General features: G+C 65.9%; 14 protein-coding genes. 7 read left to right on the top strand and 7 right to left on the bottom strand.

All coding sequences use genetic code 11. From position 1 onward, the window contains the following. Positions 1-157: 157 nt before the first annotated feature. From GGD66_RS28310 to mobB, 3 genes are read right to left on the bottom strand one after another with little or no spacing between them, the layout of a single operon-like run. Positions 158-391 carry a sulfurtransferase TusA family protein gene (locus tag GGD66_RS28310; RefSeq protein ID WP_028142272.1) on the bottom strand — a complete coding sequence of 78 codons (234 nt, stop codon included), beginning with the start codon at positions 389-391 and terminating at the stop codon, positions 158-160. Positions 392-436: 45 nt separating this feature from the next. Beyond that, positions 437-1,693 carry a gephyrin-like molybdotransferase Glp gene (gene glp, locus GGD66_RS28305; RefSeq protein ID WP_183259663.1) on the bottom strand — a complete coding sequence of 419 codons (1,257 nt, stop codon included), beginning with the start codon at positions 1,691-1,693 and terminating at the stop codon, positions 437-439. A gap of 9 nt (positions 1,694-1,702) precedes the next feature. Beyond that, positions 1,703-2,230, bottom strand: a complete 528-nt coding sequence (gene mobB, locus GGD66_RS28300; protein WP_092261702.1) for a molybdopterin-guanine dinucleotide biosynthesis protein B — start codon at positions 2,228-2,230, stop codon at positions 1,703-1,705. A 183-nt stretch (positions 2,231-2,413) separates the two neighbouring features. Between mobB and fdhD the strand changes: the two genes are divergently transcribed. The 3 genes from fdhD to GGD66_RS28285 all read left to right on the top strand — a co-directional run bounded on the left by fdhD (position 2,414) and on the right by GGD66_RS28285 (position 4,251). Next, complete coding sequence (fdhD, locus tag GGD66_RS28295) at positions 2,414-3,304, top strand: formate dehydrogenase accessory sulfurtransferase FdhD (protein ID WP_018317011.1); 891 nt, start codon at positions 2,414-2,416, stop codon at positions 3,302-3,304. Then, positions 3,285-3,926 carry a molybdenum cofactor guanylyltransferase MobA gene (gene mobA, locus GGD66_RS28290; RefSeq protein ID WP_183259662.1) on the top strand — a complete coding sequence of 214 codons (642 nt, stop codon included), beginning with the start codon at positions 3,285-3,287 and terminating at the stop codon, positions 3,924-3,926. Before fdhD ends, mobA begins: the two co-directional genes overlap by 20 nt. A gap of 94 nt (positions 3,927-4,020) precedes the next feature. Next, a complete protein-coding gene (locus tag GGD66_RS28285) occupies positions 4,021-4,251 on the top strand; it encodes a hypothetical protein (protein ID WP_183259661.1) in 231 nt (76 codons plus the stop codon). 71 nt (positions 4,252-4,322) lie between these two features. Here the strand turns inward: GGD66_RS28285 and GGD66_RS28280 are convergent, their stop codons facing one another. From GGD66_RS28280 to GGD66_RS28270, 3 genes are read right to left on the bottom strand one after another with little or no spacing between them, the layout of a single operon-like run. Beyond that, entirely contained in the window at positions 4,323-6,284 is a 1,962-nt protein-coding gene (locus GGD66_RS28280) for a molybdopterin biosynthesis protein (RefSeq protein ID WP_183259660.1), read from the bottom strand. 1 nt (position 6,285) lies between these two features. Further along, entirely contained in the window at positions 6,286-7,392 is a 1,107-nt protein-coding gene (locus tag GGD66_RS28275; protein WP_183259659.1) for a molybdopterin-binding protein, read from the bottom strand. A gap of 54 nt (positions 7,393-7,446) precedes the next feature. Then, positions 7,447-8,274: a substrate-binding domain-containing protein gene (locus tag GGD66_RS28270; RefSeq protein WP_183259658.1), complete on the bottom strand. Its 828-nt coding sequence runs from the start codon at positions 8,272-8,274 to the stop codon at positions 7,447-7,449. A 45-nt stretch (positions 8,275-8,319) separates the two neighbouring features. Between GGD66_RS28270 and GGD66_RS28265 the strand changes: the two genes are divergently transcribed. From GGD66_RS28265 to GGD66_RS28255, 3 genes are all read left to right on the top strand, one after another. Then, on the top strand, positions 8,320-8,535 hold the full coding sequence (locus GGD66_RS28265; RefSeq protein ID WP_157644218.1) for a hypothetical protein: 216 nt from the start codon (positions 8,320-8,322) through the stop codon (positions 8,533-8,535). A gap of 9 nt (positions 8,536-8,544) precedes the next feature. Beyond that, positions 8,545-9,438: a helix-turn-helix transcriptional regulator gene (locus GGD66_RS28260; protein ID WP_183259657.1), complete on the top strand. Its 894-nt coding sequence runs from the start codon at positions 8,545-8,547 to the stop codon at positions 9,436-9,438. Between the two features lie 98 nt (positions 9,439-9,536). Continuing rightward, complete coding sequence (locus tag GGD66_RS28255) at positions 9,537-10,751, top strand: ABC transporter substrate-binding protein (RefSeq protein WP_092261710.1); 1,215 nt, start codon at positions 9,537-9,539, stop codon at positions 10,749-10,751. A 69-nt stretch (positions 10,752-10,820) separates the two neighbouring features. On the opposite strand, the gene GGD66_RS28250 is transcribed toward GGD66_RS28255, so the two are convergent. Beyond that, positions 10,821-11,786 (bottom strand): TAXI family TRAP transporter solute-binding subunit, encoded by a 966-nt coding sequence (locus GGD66_RS28250; RefSeq protein WP_183259656.1) that lies wholly within the window; start codon positions 11,784-11,786, stop codon positions 10,821-10,823. 106 nt (positions 11,787-11,892) lie between these two features. Here GGD66_RS28250 and GGD66_RS28245 point away from each other — a divergent pair, with 106 nt between their 5' ends. Next, the gene (locus GGD66_RS28245) at positions 11,893-12,867 is read left to right on the top strand and encodes a tripartite tricarboxylate transporter substrate binding protein (protein ID WP_183259655.1); all 975 of its coding nucleotides are present in this window, start codon (positions 11,893-11,895) and stop codon (positions 12,865-12,867) included. Positions 12,868-13,100 lie beyond the last annotated feature (233 nt).

Below are 13,100 nucleotides of genomic sequence, written 5' to 3'. Positions count from 1 at the left end.
GTTTGAGGGGTCTTGGGATTGAGGGTCTTGGGATTGAGAGTCTTGGGTTTGAGCTCATCCACGGCACCAATCGGCGCCTTTCGCATTGCAGCGAAGTTCCGGCCGTGTCCCGCGCAGGCAACATAGTCAAACGTTGCCGCCGTGAATATTCGCCTTTCTACGGGGCGTCGCTCTTTTCGACCAGGAACACGATGCGCGCCTCGTTGCGTTCGGTAATCTCGACCTTGTCGCCGGTCTCGCGGATCAGGTTCGGAATGTCAATCACCGACAAGGGATCGGTGCAGTGGACCTCGAGCTGATCGCCCGGCTGCAATGGCTTGAGCGCCTTGCGCGTCTTCAGGGCGGGCAGCGGGCATTTCAGTCCGGTGAGATCGAGCGTCGTTCTGGTCATGGGCGCAACATGGCGGGACCGATCGATGGCGTCAACGCGAGGCCGCTAGAGCAGATCGGCGTAGGACAAAAAACCTACGGCCTGCCCCGGCTCGACGCCCGTGATGCTCTCACCGAGCTCGACGAGGCCGTCGGTCTCGACCAGCGAGGACAACAGCCCGGCCCCTTCGCGCGGAAACTTCACCGCCTCCAGCGTACCGTCCTCCGCCCGCCGCAAGGAGACGCGAACATATTCGCGCCGGCCTGCCTTCTTCTTGTAGGTGAAAGCCGCCCGCAGGGGGATCGGCAGAAGCGGCTCCGGCAGGCCCCCGGCGAGCGCCAGCACTGTCGGCCGCACCACATGGACGAAGGTGACGAAGCTCGCGACGGGATTGCCCGGCAATCCGATCAGCGGCGTGCCGTCGATGATACCCATCGCCACGGGACGGCCAGGCTTGATCGCCATCCGCCACAGCACCAGCGAGCCGATGCTCTCGACCGCCGCCTTGACGTGGTCCTCCTCGCCGGTCGAGACGCCGCCGGTGGTGAGGATCAGGTCATGATCACCGGCCACCTGCTTCAAGCCATTGCCGAGCGAAGTCCGCTCGTCGCGCAAGATGCCGAGATCGCTGACCTCGCAGCCGAGCCGGCGCAGCATCGCCATCAGCATGAAGCGGTTGGAATCGAACAGTTGCGAGGCCGCGCGCGGCTCGCCGGGCGAGGCCAACTCGTCGCCGGTCGAGAACACCGCAACGCGAATGCGCCTGATGACGTCGAGACTGACAAGACCGAACGCCGCGGCGAGCGCGACATGCTGCGGCCGCAAGCGCTGGCCGGCGCGCAGCGCGACGTGCCCTTTCGGGATGTCCTCGCCGGCGGGGCGAACATTGGCACCGGGCTTCAGCCCCGGCGGCAGCACGATCCTGCCGGAATCGTCGATGCGGACGTCCTCCTGCATGAAGACGGTTTCGGCATCCGGCGGCATCGGCGCGCCCGTGAAAATGCGCGCGGTATGGCCGGGCTTGATCGGCGCCTGTGCGAGGCCGCCGGCCTGGATGCGGCCGTCGAGCGGGAACGCCCGCTCCGCGCCTTCAGGAATGTCGCCGTTGCGCACGGCGTAGCCGTCGACGGCCGAGTTGGTGAAGGGCGGCAGCGGCAAGGGTGCTGCGACATCGCGCGCCAGCACGCGCCCGTCTGCGTCGATGAGCGCCACCGTCTCCAGATCTGCGATCGCGTTGACGCGCGTCGTGATGAGACCAACGGCCTCGTCGACCGACATCATCGGGCCGCCGAAGGCAAAGCAATCGTCCGAGAGTTGCGCCATGGTGCCTCGTCAGCGTATCGCGGCGCTTTTCGCCACCGCTTCCTCGACCGGCATCGCGGCGCGCAGCAGCAACGCCGCAGCTGCCGCGACATCGTCGAGATGGACAGTCGGCAGCTTGGTGTCAATGGCGGTGTCGGCCGCGATCCCGGCAATCCCGGGATCGTCGGGAAACAGCAACGGCTTGCCGTTCGCCGCGCGATGCACCTCGATCTTGCGATGCGGCTCGCGCTTGAAGCCCTCGACCACGACGAGATCGACCGCGGAAAGCTTGTTCAGGAGCTCCGGCAGCCGCGGCTCCGCCGCCCCGCGCAGTTCGTGCATCAGGGCCCAGCGGTTTGACGACGCAACCAGCACCTCGGCCGCGCCGGCCTCGCGATGGCGCCAGGAATCCTTGCCGGGCACGTCGACGTCGAACTGGTGATGCGCATGCTTGATGACCGAGACGCGCAGCCCTTGCGCGTTGAAATGCGGGATCAGCCGCGTCAACAGCGTGGTCTTGCCCGCACCGCTCCAGCCTGCAAGGCCGATGACTTTCATTCTAGCTCCGTGTCCGCGAGCGACTTGGTTTTGGTGGAACCGCTATCCCTTCCCGTCATTGCGAGCGAAGCGAAGCAATCCAGACTCCTCGCTTCGCTCCTCGCAACGATGACCGGAGGCATTTCGTTTTCCGTCAGCATGCTTATATCGGCTTGACCCGAATGTCATGCTAACCTCGCCGCCATGATGAAGATCGACAAAGCCCCGGTGCCCCTGATCGTCCCCAACCCGGACGACCCGCGCCTGACCCAGAGCGTGACCGGGACCGACCAGACCGGCGCCAGGGTCGAGATCAAGGTACCGATGGAGCGACCGCTGACGCTCTACCTGAACTCCCAGGAGATCGTCACCATGATGACGATCGGCGATTACCCCGAATATCTGGCGCTCGGCTACCTGCTGAACCAGAACATGCTGAAATATAATGACGTGGTCACCGAGGTCGAATACGACGACGACCTCCAGGTGGTCGTGGTGCGCACCACGCACCACACCAATTTCGAGGCCAAGCTGAAGAAGCGCACGCAGACCTCGGGCTGCGCGCAGGGCACCGCCTTCGGCGATCTGCTCGAGGCGGTCGAGAGCGTCGCGCTGCCGAAGGCCGAGCTGCGCACGTCCTGGCTGTACCAGATGACGCAGACCATCAACACCATGCCCTCGCTCTATCTCGAGGCCGGCGCGATCCACGGCTGTGTGCTGTGCAAGGAAGGCACCCCGCTCTGCTACACCGAAGACGTCGGCCGCCACAACGCCGTCGACAAGATCGCGGGCTGGATGTACCGCCACGGTGTCGATGCCAGCGACAAGATCCTCTACACCACGGGGCGGCTCACCTCGGAGATGGTGATCAAGACGGTCCGCATGGGAATTCCGATCCTGGTGTCGCGCTCCGGCTTCACCGCCTGGGGCGTCGATCTCGCAAGACAGGTCGGGCTGACGCTGGTCGGACGCACCCGCGGCAAGCGCTTCATCGCGCTCGCGGGCGAGGAACGCATCGTCTACGACCAGGACCTCGCTTACGTCGAGGAAGAGTCGGCCAAGCACAAGCGCAAGGGTGAAGCTGGTGACGACTGACATTCTGCCGACGCAAGGCGTGCTGCTCGCCGGCGGCCTGGCGCGGCGCATGGGCGGTGGCGACAAGCCGATGCGCACCATCGGCGGCCGCACCATCCTGGAGCGCGTGATCGCGCGCCTGTCACCGCAATGCAGCGGGCTGATCCTCAACGCGAACGGCGATCCCGCGCGTTTCGCCGCGTTCGGCCTGCAGGTCGTCGCCGACGACGTGCCCGGCTTTCCCGGCCCGCTCGCCGGCATCCTCGCCGCGCTCGACTGGACCGCGGCAAACCGGCCGGGCATCGAATGGGTGCTCAGCGCCGCCGGCGACTGCCCGTTCCTGCCACGCGATCTGGTCGCGCGCCTGCATGACACGCGCGCGCGTGAGAACGCGCAGCTCGCGGTCGCCGCGTCAGGCGAGCAGTCGCACCCCGTGATCGGCCTGTGGCGCGTCGCCTTGCGCGACGAGCTCAGGCACGCGCTGGTCGTCGAGGACCTCCGCAAGATCGACCGCTGGACCGCGCGCTATCCACTGGCGACGGTGACGTGGCCGACCGAGCCGCTCGATCCCTTTTTCAACGCCAATACGGTCGAGGATATCGCCGAGGCCGAACGGCTGGCGGCGCTGGATGATGCATCCTAGGGCATTGCCTGGAGTTCATGGCCTTGAGCTCCTGGCTATGAACCGGGCCTGAGAAGCGAACGACCAATGATTGGGACGTTGCCCCGGATGAGCCATGGCCGACTCGCTCTTGGAAGTCATTTTCGACGTCGTCGATCTCGCGTTCGATGTTTCGGACGCAATCGATCGCACGAAGCAGCTGAGTAAGCCTGACACCGTCGAAGTCCCGCCGGACCCGGAACCGTTGCCGGCCGCCGCCCAGCGTGCGCTCGCGGAAGCCGAGGAGCGGGAGCGCAAACGCGGTCAGTCCGATCAAGCCGCCAGCAGCACCGACCAGGCATCGTAGCTGCAGATCCAGCCGGTATCAGTCCGCTCCTTCCGCCAGATATTTGATGCGCGAGGTCTTCTGCACCGTCGCTACGCAGGCCGGAATCCGGCGCGCTCCAGCGCGGCACGGGCCTCATTCGAGCCAAGCGCATCGAGAAACGCCTGCACCGCCGGCCGGTCCTTGCGCGCCGTGACCAGCGCGAAGTCATAATGCTCTTCCGCGAACGGAATGAAACCGAGGCCGGCCGCATGGGCGACCGGTGCAATGGTCATGCCCCAATCGGCGCGGTGCTGCGCAACAGCTGCCGCGACCGCATTGTGCGAACGCGGCTGATTCCAGTAGCCTTCCGGCCGCGCGCCGCCGAGCAGCCGATCGATCAGGATGCGCGTGCCGGCGCCCTGGTTACGGTTGACCATGATGCAGGCGGGGTCAGCGAGAGTGGCGGCGACGGCCTCCTTCGCGCCGAGGCCCTCGAAACGCCTGTCGTCCTTGCGGAAGACGATGCCCTGCATCCGCCGCCAGCCCGGCACGAGCTCGAGGCCCTCGACGAGATAGGGCGAATTGTACGTCTCGCTCTTGTCATCGAACAGATGGATCGGCGCGAGATCGCATTCGCCGCGCTTTGCGGCCGCGAGTCCGCCGAGGCTGCCGACGGCGATCGAGCGCACGGCCAGGCCGGTATGCGCGAGCTGTGCGGTGACGAGATCGAGGCCGGTGCAATGGCTGCCGACGATGACGAGATCGGGCACGCGCACATGCGGCGTGAACAGCGTCACCTCGGTTTCGGTCCCGGCCGGCATCTGGTCGGCGAGCGCGTCGATGCGCAAAAAGCCGTCGGCCTGCGCGAAGGACGTGATCGCGCCAGACCCCTTGCCGGAGGGATAGGCGATCAGGCCGTCCCTGCCCTCGACCAGCGACACCATGACGAACTCGGTGCGGCCGAGCTCGGAAGCAATACGCACCGGCACGGTCGCGTTCACCTTGGCATCCGAGCGCGGCGGCAGGCCGGCCAGCTTGCGTAGCACCGGCACGATCATGTCGTGGAAGGTGAACATCGCCGAGGTCGGAAAGCCCGGCAGGATCACCACCGGCTTGCCGTCGCACACCGCGAGGCACAGTGGCTTGCCGGGCTTGAGCGCAACGCCATGCGCGATGATGCCGGGCCGGCCGAGCCGGCCGATGATGCGATGGGACAGGTCGCCCGCGCCTTTCGAGGTGCCGCCCGACAGCACCAGCATGTCGGATTCGGCGAGCGCGCGACGCATGGCGGATTCGAGTTTCGCCTCATCGTCCGGAATGGCGCCGAGGAAGACCGCCTCGCCGCCATTCTCGTCGATCGCAGCCGCAACGATCGCGCCGTTGGTATCGTAGATCGCGGCGGGCGCGAGCATCTCGCCGGGCTGTACCAGTTCGTCACCGGTGGAGACCACGGCAACCCGCGGCTTGCGCGCGACGGCCACCTCGGCAATGCCGCAAGCCGCGAGCATGCCGATCTCGCGCGAGCCGATGATCGTGCCGGCACGCAGCAGGGCCTCGCCGCGCGCAATGTCGGATCCGGCGTACGACACGAATTGTCCGGGCGAGACGGCACGGCGGACGTCGATCGCATCGGATCCAACCGGCTGGGTGTGCTCGACCATGACGACCGCGTCGGCACCACGCGGCAACGGACCGCCGGTGGCGATCGGCGTCGCGGTTCCCGCCGCCACTTGCATCCTCGGCGCGGTGCCGCAGTGGATGGTCTCGCGGTTCAGCGTGAGGCGCCGGGGAGTGCCCTCGCCAGCCGCCGCAAGATCGGCCGAGCGCACGGCAAAACCGTCGACATTGGAGCGATCGAAAGGGGGCACGTCGATCGGCGCGGTGATGTCTTCGGCGAGCGCCACGCCGAGCGCATCGCCGAGCTTGCGCTTTTCGCTCGGAACAGCGCGCGGGAACAACGCGGCCTCGAAGCGCGCCAGGGCCTCCTCGCGCGAGAGGATCTTGAGGAACTGCTCTTGTTCGAGCGCGCTGCGGATTTGCGATTGCGGGTTCATCGACATGTCAAAACCCATATCATTCCCGCATCAGATAGGCATCGATCGGCACGCCCGCCGCAAATCCCTCGTCCCTGTCGGGAATGAGCAGCCATGCGTCCGCACCGGCAATAGCCTGGAGCGGCCATTCGCCCACGGCAAGCGGCATCCAGCCGTGATGTTCCCTGGCCAGCAAAGCGATCTCGGCGATGCCGACGCTGGATGCGATTTTTCGCGCAAGCGGCAGGGTCACGCGCCGGCGCGGCCGGCGCGCCGATAGCCGGTCGACGAGCGGAAGCACGAGCGCGAGCCACGCCGCCAGCGCGTGATCCGGCGAGCCCGGCAAGGCGACGACGGGAACCTTTCCAATCTTCGCGGCCGCGGCAGTCCGCCCGGGCTGAAGTGCAAAACCGTGGGCGATCACCTGACCACGCTGAGCCAGCGCCGTCACGGCCGCATCGCCACGGCCAACGCCGCTGCCGCCGACTGAGAGGATCAGATCGCAGGAGGACGTATCGAGCGCATCGGCAATCGCCACCGCATCGCGCGCGCCCGCCTCACACGTCTTCACATCCAGTCCCGCAGCGCGCGCGATCCCCGCGATCATATGCATCGTTGCCGTTGCACCCGGCACGTTGACGATACGCAACCGGGGCCGACGCACGCCGAGCTTGTCCAAGCCGGCAATGCGTGCGAGCAGCAGATCGGCTGCGACGACCGGTTGGCCCTCGGCGCCGGCCGGCGTGCGCTCCGCGATGTCGCTGCCGCCACGCCTGACGCCCTGCCCCGGCACGCCCTCCGCCAGCACCTGCACGAGCGGCCCCGATGCATCGACCGCGTCGGCATCGAGCACACAATCGCAGCCGGCGGGCATCGTGTCACCGGCCTCGACCCACGCGGGCGCTTGTGGCAAAGGCAGCGGCGAATAAGAGGACGCGCCGACGAGATCGTTGGCGCAAAGCGCCCAGCCATCCGCGGCGGCGATGTCGTGATGCGGATGGGCCGCAAGCAGCAGCGTGCCCGCCGCGATGCAGCCGGCCGCTTCGCTCAGCGGCAACTCCACCGGTGCAAGCGGCTCAAGCCCGTTCAGCAACGCGGCGAGCGCGGTGTCGAGCGGCGTCAGCGATGGCGGCAGGCGCTGGGTCATGCGCCATGGTGGACCATGCATCGCCCGGTTTGGCAACCACCGGCGATGCCGACGTCAACCGCCCGACCTGTCCGCATTGGGGAAGAACAGCTGCTGTCCGTCGACCTTGTAGCCTGCGATCGCCGTCTGCCCCTCCGGCGAGGTCAGCCAATCGATGAAGGTCTGCGCGAGATCCTTCTTCACGTTCGGAAACTTCTCGGGGTTCACCAGCATCACGCCATACTGATTGAGCAGCCGCCGGTCGCCTTCGACGACGATATCGAGATCGCCGCGATCCCTGAAGGCGATCCAGCTGCCGCGATCCGACAGCACATAGGCATTGGCGGCGCGCGCGGCGTCGAGAGCCGAGGCCATGCCCTGTGCCGCCTCGCGATACCAGGCGCCCTTGGCTCCGGCGATGTCGATGCCGGCGACGATCCAGAGCGCAAGCTCCGCAGCATGGGTGCCCGACCGGTCGCCGCGCGTCACGAACGGCGCACCCTTGGCCTCGATCGCCTTCAGCGCCGTCGCGATGTCCTTGCCCTTGACGCCGGCGGGATCGTTCTTCGGCCCGATCAGCACATAGTCGTTGTACATCACGTCAAAGCGCTTCACGCCAAACCCGTCCGCGACGAATTTCTCCTCCTGCGGCCGGGCATGCATCAGCACGACGTCGGCCTCGCCCCTGCGCGGCCCGTCGAGCACCTCGTCGGCGCGCCGCGCGATCACCGTCACGTCGACACCGGTCTTGTCGCGAAAGATCGGCAGCAGATAGTCGAGCAGGCCGGAATCCTGCGTCGCGGTCGTCGTGGCAAGGACGAAGCCGCGGTCCTCGGCGGATGACGCCGCAATGGCGGCGGTGAGGCCGCAGAACAGCGCGAATGCAACGGACAGGCGGCCCATGATCGGGGGTTCCTTTGGCTACGACCCGATCATGATGATGATCGATTGCGCCGCACTCGTGACGCGTTTGCCTTTTGCGCACGTCACCCGGGAAATTTCGGCAACGCGCCGAACGATTCAGGATCATTCACCAAAGCAAAAGACGCGCGCGCGGATGTGTTGCAAAGCAGCGAGATGATCGGGCATGGTTCCGGCGGACACGAATTGAAATGCAGAATTCCACCTGCGTCGAACGTCAAAAAGAAGCAAGAATTTGCATAGGAATGCAGGATGGAATTCCTGACGACCAGCGAAGCCGCCGACTATCTTCGGCTCGGCGAACGCAAGCTCTACGAACTCGTCACCACAGGCGCGATCCCCTGCACCAAGGTGACCGGGAAGTGGCTCTTCCCACGCCACGAACTCGATCTCTGGGTGCTCTCTGGCCTCGCGCGTCCGGCCGGCATGCTGATCGCGGAGCCGCCGCCGGTCGTCGGCGGCAGCCAGGACGAACTGCTGGATTGGAGCCTGCGCGAATCCGGCTCGGGCCTGGGATCGATGAGCGAGGGCAGCGTGCGCGGGCTCGAGCGCTTGCAGCGCAACGAGGTGATGGCGGCGGCGATACACTTCCACGGCCTGGATGCTTCCGATGATCTCGCTGGGGATGCCAGTGTCGAGGCGCTGCGGGCCGCGCCGGATTTGCATGATGCGGTGCTGGTCGCGTTCGCGCGCCGCGAACAGGGTCTCGTGCTGCCGCAGGGTAATCCCAAGCACCTGCACGGCCTGACTGACGTGCTCGCGCTCGGCGCCCGGATGGCGATGCGGCAACAGGGCACGGGCGCGCAGATGCTGCTCGACGTGCTGCTGAAGCGCGTGGGCGCCACGACGCGGGATTTGCGCAGGGTCGAGACGCCGGCCCTGACCGGACCGGATCTTGCGGAACTGGTCCGCGCCGGCCAGGCCGATTGCGGCATCGCGACGCGCGCCGCCGCGCGTTCGGCCGGTCTCGATTTCGTGCCGCTGGTCTGGGAGAATTTTGACCTCGCGATGCGGCAGCGCAGCTATTTCCGCCCCGCCATGCAGGCCTTGATCGGATTCCTGAACGAACGGCGGCTGCGCCAGCGCGCCGATGAGCTGACCGGCTACGATCCCTCACCCGCGGGGCGGATCCGCTTCGCAGCCTGACATTGACGCCCGCCCCAAAATAGTTGCAAAAGAAACCAATTCAGCCGGGCATACCCGGGGCAACACCGGCCAACGTGCCGGATCAGGGGAGGACAAACGTGAATCCAATCAGATTTGGACTGCCGGTCGCGGCCGCCTTGACGGCGGCGCTGCTGTCCGGTGCGGCATCGGCGCAGGTTTCCGACAACGTCGTCAAGATCGGCGTGCTCACCGACATGAACGGCCCGGCCTCTGCGCCGACCGGCCAGGGCTCGGTGACGGCGGCGCAGATGGCGATCGACGATTTCGGCGGCACCGTGCTCGGAAAGCCGATCAGCATCGTGATCGGCGACCACCAGCTCAAGGCCGACATCGGCGGCACGATCGCGCGGCGCTGGTACGACGTCGACCAGGTCGACCTGATCGTCGATGTGCCAGTCTCCGCGGTCGGGCTCGCGGTGCAGAACGTCGCCAACGAGAAGAAGCGGCTGTTCATCACGCATTCCACCGGCACCGCGGACTTCCACGGCAAATTCTGCTCGCCTTACGCGATCCAGTGGGTGTTCGACACCCGCGCGCTCGCGGTCGGCACCGCGGACGCCGTGGTCAAGCGCGGCGGCGACAGCTGGTTCTTCATCACCGACGATTACGCCTTCGGCCATTCGCTCGAGCGCGACGCCTCCGCCGTCGTCACCGCCAATGGCGGCAAGGTGCTGGGCTCGGTGCGGCCGCCGCTGGCAACGCCGGATCTTTCCTCCTTCGTGCTGCAGGCGCAGGCCTCCAAGGCCAAGATCATCGGCATCGCGGCCGGACCGCCCAACAACATGAACGAGATCAAGACCGGCTCGGAGTTCGGCGTGTTCAAGGGCGGCCAGCAGATGGCGGCGCTGCTGGCGCTGATCACCGACATCCACGGCCTCGGCCTGCAGGCGGCGCAAGGTCTGCTGCTGACCACGTCGTTCTATTGGGACATGGATGACAAGACCCGCGAATGGTCGAAGCGCTATTTCGCCAAGATGAACAAGATGCCGTCGATGTGGCAGGCCGGCGTCTATTCGAGCGTGATGCACTATCTCAACGCCATCAAGGAAGCCGGCACCGACGATCCGCTCAAGGTCGCCGCCAAGATGCGCGAGAAGCCGATCGAGGATTTCTTCGCCCGCAACGGCAAGCTGCGGGAGGACAATCTGATGGTCCACGATCTCTGGCTGGTGCAGGTCAAGACGCCGGAGGAGAGCAAATATCCGTGGGACTATTACAAGATCCTCACCACGATCTCCGGCGACAAGGCGTTCGGTCCGCCGGACCAGGCGTGTGCGATGGTGAAGAAGTGAGTTGGCGAATGGCGAATAGGGAGTAGCGAATGGGGATGCTTCCATTCGCTATTCGCAACTCGCCATTCGCTACTTCACCACCCCGATCTCGCGAAAATAATTCATCACGCCGGGATGGATCAGCTCCGGCCTCGGCGCCGCCGCCACCGTGTTCGCGGCCGTGGTTTCGCAGGCCTGCGCGAGCTTCTTGCAGAAAGTCGCCTCATTGCCGTGCAGCGTCTTCGCCAGGCGATAGGCAATTTCGTCAGGCAGATCCTCGCGCGTCAGCACGAAGCTCCAGGACCCCAGCGAGGCGATCGGCGCGTCCTGCTTCGGATAGCTATTAGCCGGCACCAGCAGCGGCTTCAGGAAGGCATGCTTGGCGCGGATGCGCGTCATCTCTTCAACATCAGGCGCGATGAAGCGCGCGCCTGAGGCGCTCGATGCCACCGCGGCAAAGCCGGGCCAGCCGATGCCGGCGCCCCACAGCGCGGCGACGCGGCCGTCCTCGACCATCGCGGGGCCGTCGCCGGCGCGGTCGAGATAGATGGCCTTGAAGTCCTCGTCCTGCTTCAGGCCGAGCCCATCCAGCACATAGCGCGCCAGGATCGGCAGGCCCGAGCCCTTGGCGCCGAACGCAACGGGCTGGCCGACGAGATCGCGGATGGTCCTGTAAGGACTGTCCGCGCGCACCACGAACATGCCGGGGTTGGAATAGATCGCGGTGAGAATCTTCAGCCGCACAGGCGCGCGTCCGATGCCGGCGAAGGCCTCATAGGCCGGCTCGCCCGCGACCAGCGCAAGATCGAGCTCGCCCTTCTCCAAGAGCGGAATGTTCTCGTTGCTGCCCTTGGTGTTGCGTGGCGCGATGGAGATTTGCGGATCGGCCGCGTTCATCACCTCCGCAAGAGCGTTGCCATAGAGCGGAAAGCCGCCGCCGGGCGTCGCGGTGCCCAAACTGATCGTCGTGGTCGGAATGGCCGTGCCTCCGGTTTGAGCAGCAACGGGGCTTGCGAGCAGCGCCGCGCCGAGAAGGGTGAGGATCGCGAATCTCATGGTCGTCCCTGACGGACCTGCGTCAACACCGACTTGCGGCGATGTAGGCAGGGTGCGGATTTTGTGAAAGCATGTCGCCAACGACAATAGAACAATGGGAGGCGTCATGTTGCGAATTTTGCGTAACGGTTTTTTCGGGCTCACCGTCCTTTTAGGTCTTTTCAGCGCCACGCCTCCCGCCTCCGCCGCCTATCCCGACCGTCCCGTGCACTGGCTGATTGGATTTGCCGCCGGCGGTCCGGTCGACATCGTGGCGCGGATCATGGCGCAGTGGCTGTCGGACCGTCTCGGCCAGCAATTCATCGTCGAGAACCGGACGGGATCCGGCGGCAACATTGCTGCCGCCGCCGCGATCAACTCGCCGCCCGACGGCTATACGCTGCTGTTCGTCGCGCCCAACAACGCGATCTCGACCTCGCTCTACAAGAAGCTGCCGTTCGACTTCCTGCGCGACACCGTGCCGGTGGCGAGCATCATGCAGCTCACCAACATGCTGGTCGTCTCCAACGCGTTCCCCGCGAAGACGGTCCAGGAGTTCGTCGACTACTGCAAGGCCAATCCCGGCAAGATCTCCTTTGCCTCGTCCGGCAACGGCACCTCGGTGCACATGTCGGCCGAGCTGTTCAAGGTGCTGACCAAGTGCGACATGGTGCACGTGCCCTATCGCGGCTCCGCCATCGCCTTCCCCGACATCATCTCCAACAAGGTGCAGCTGATCTTCGACAATCTGCCTTCGGCCATGGAGCAGGTGAAAGGCGGCAATGTCCGCGCGCTGGGCGTGACCTCGCCGCAGCGGTGGCCGAGCGTGCCCGACGTGCCCGCGATCGCCGAGACCGTGCCCGGCTTCGAATCGGTCGGCTTCTACGGCATCTCCGCGCCGAAGGGCACGCCGCCCGAAGTGATCGAGATCCTCAACAAGGCCGTCGGCGAAGCGCTGAAGGACCCGAAGCTGGTGGCGCGCCTCACTGAAGTCGGCGGCCTCCCCAAGCCGATGACGCCTGCCGAGTTCGGCAAGCTGGTCACCGACGAGACCGAGAAGTGGCGCAAGGTGGTGGAGTTCGCCGGGGTCTCGGTGGATTAGGCGGCGGGCTCAGCCGCAAGCCTGCAGCTCGCTTGGCAAGCGTCGGGGGGGATTCCGGAAGGCCCCCTCTCGTCAAAAACGGCAAAACAACCCCATGCACAGTAGACGAGGCCAGCAATTTCAATAGGTTACCGAACCTGAAAAGTGAGGCCTTCGCAAGTCGGTTTGCTTCGTCGGGCAAAACAGGGTTATACAGGCACCATCGCCAATTTCGGATATTCAACAATCACCTG

This window comes from Bradyrhizobium sp. CIR48, assembly GCF_014198315.1.
In the GTDB taxonomy this organism is placed as follows: Bacteria; Pseudomonadota; Alphaproteobacteria; order Rhizobiales; family Xanthobacteraceae; genus Bradyrhizobium.
The sequence above is the reverse complement of the archived record's forward strand: the minus strand, read 5'-3'. Positions and strand labels throughout refer to the sequence as shown.

Coding starts and splice junctions, on each gene's coding strand:
- GGD66_RS28310 (WP_028142272.1), bottom strand. CDS start 391: ATGACCAGAACGACGCTCGATCTCACCGGACTGAAATGCCCGCTGCCC.
- glp (WP_183259663.1), bottom strand. CDS start 1,693: ATGGCGCAACTCTCGGACGATTGCTTTGCCTTCGGCGGCCCGATGATG.
- mobB (WP_092261702.1), bottom strand. CDS start 2,230: ATGAAAGTCATCGGCCTTGCAGGCTGGAGCGGTGCGGGCAAGACCACG.
- fdhD (WP_018317011.1), top strand. CDS start 2,414: ATGATGAAGATCGACAAAGCCCCGGTGCCCCTGATCGTCCCCAACCCG.
- GGD66_RS28285 (WP_183259661.1), top strand. CDS start 4,021: ATGGCCGACTCGCTCTTGGAAGTCATTTTCGACGTCGTCGATCTCGCG.
- GGD66_RS28280 (WP_183259660.1), bottom strand. CDS start 6,284: ATGGGTTTTGACATGTCGATGAACCCGCAATCGCAAATCCGCAGCGCG.
- GGD66_RS28275 (WP_183259659.1), bottom strand. CDS start 7,392: ATGACCCAGCGCCTGCCGCCATCGCTGACGCCGCTCGACACCGCGCTC.
- GGD66_RS28270 (WP_183259658.1), bottom strand. CDS start 8,274: ATGGGCCGCCTGTCCGTTGCATTCGCGCTGTTCTGCGGCCTCACCGCC.
- GGD66_RS28260 (WP_183259657.1), top strand. CDS start 8,545: ATGGAATTCCTGACGACCAGCGAAGCCGCCGACTATCTTCGGCTCGGC.
- GGD66_RS28250 (WP_183259656.1), bottom strand. CDS start 11,786: ATGAGATTCGCGATCCTCACCCTTCTCGGCGCGGCGCTGCTCGCAAGC.
- GGD66_RS28245 (WP_183259655.1), top strand. CDS start 11,893: ATGTTGCGAATTTTGCGTAACGGTTTTTTCGGGCTCACCGTCCTTTTA.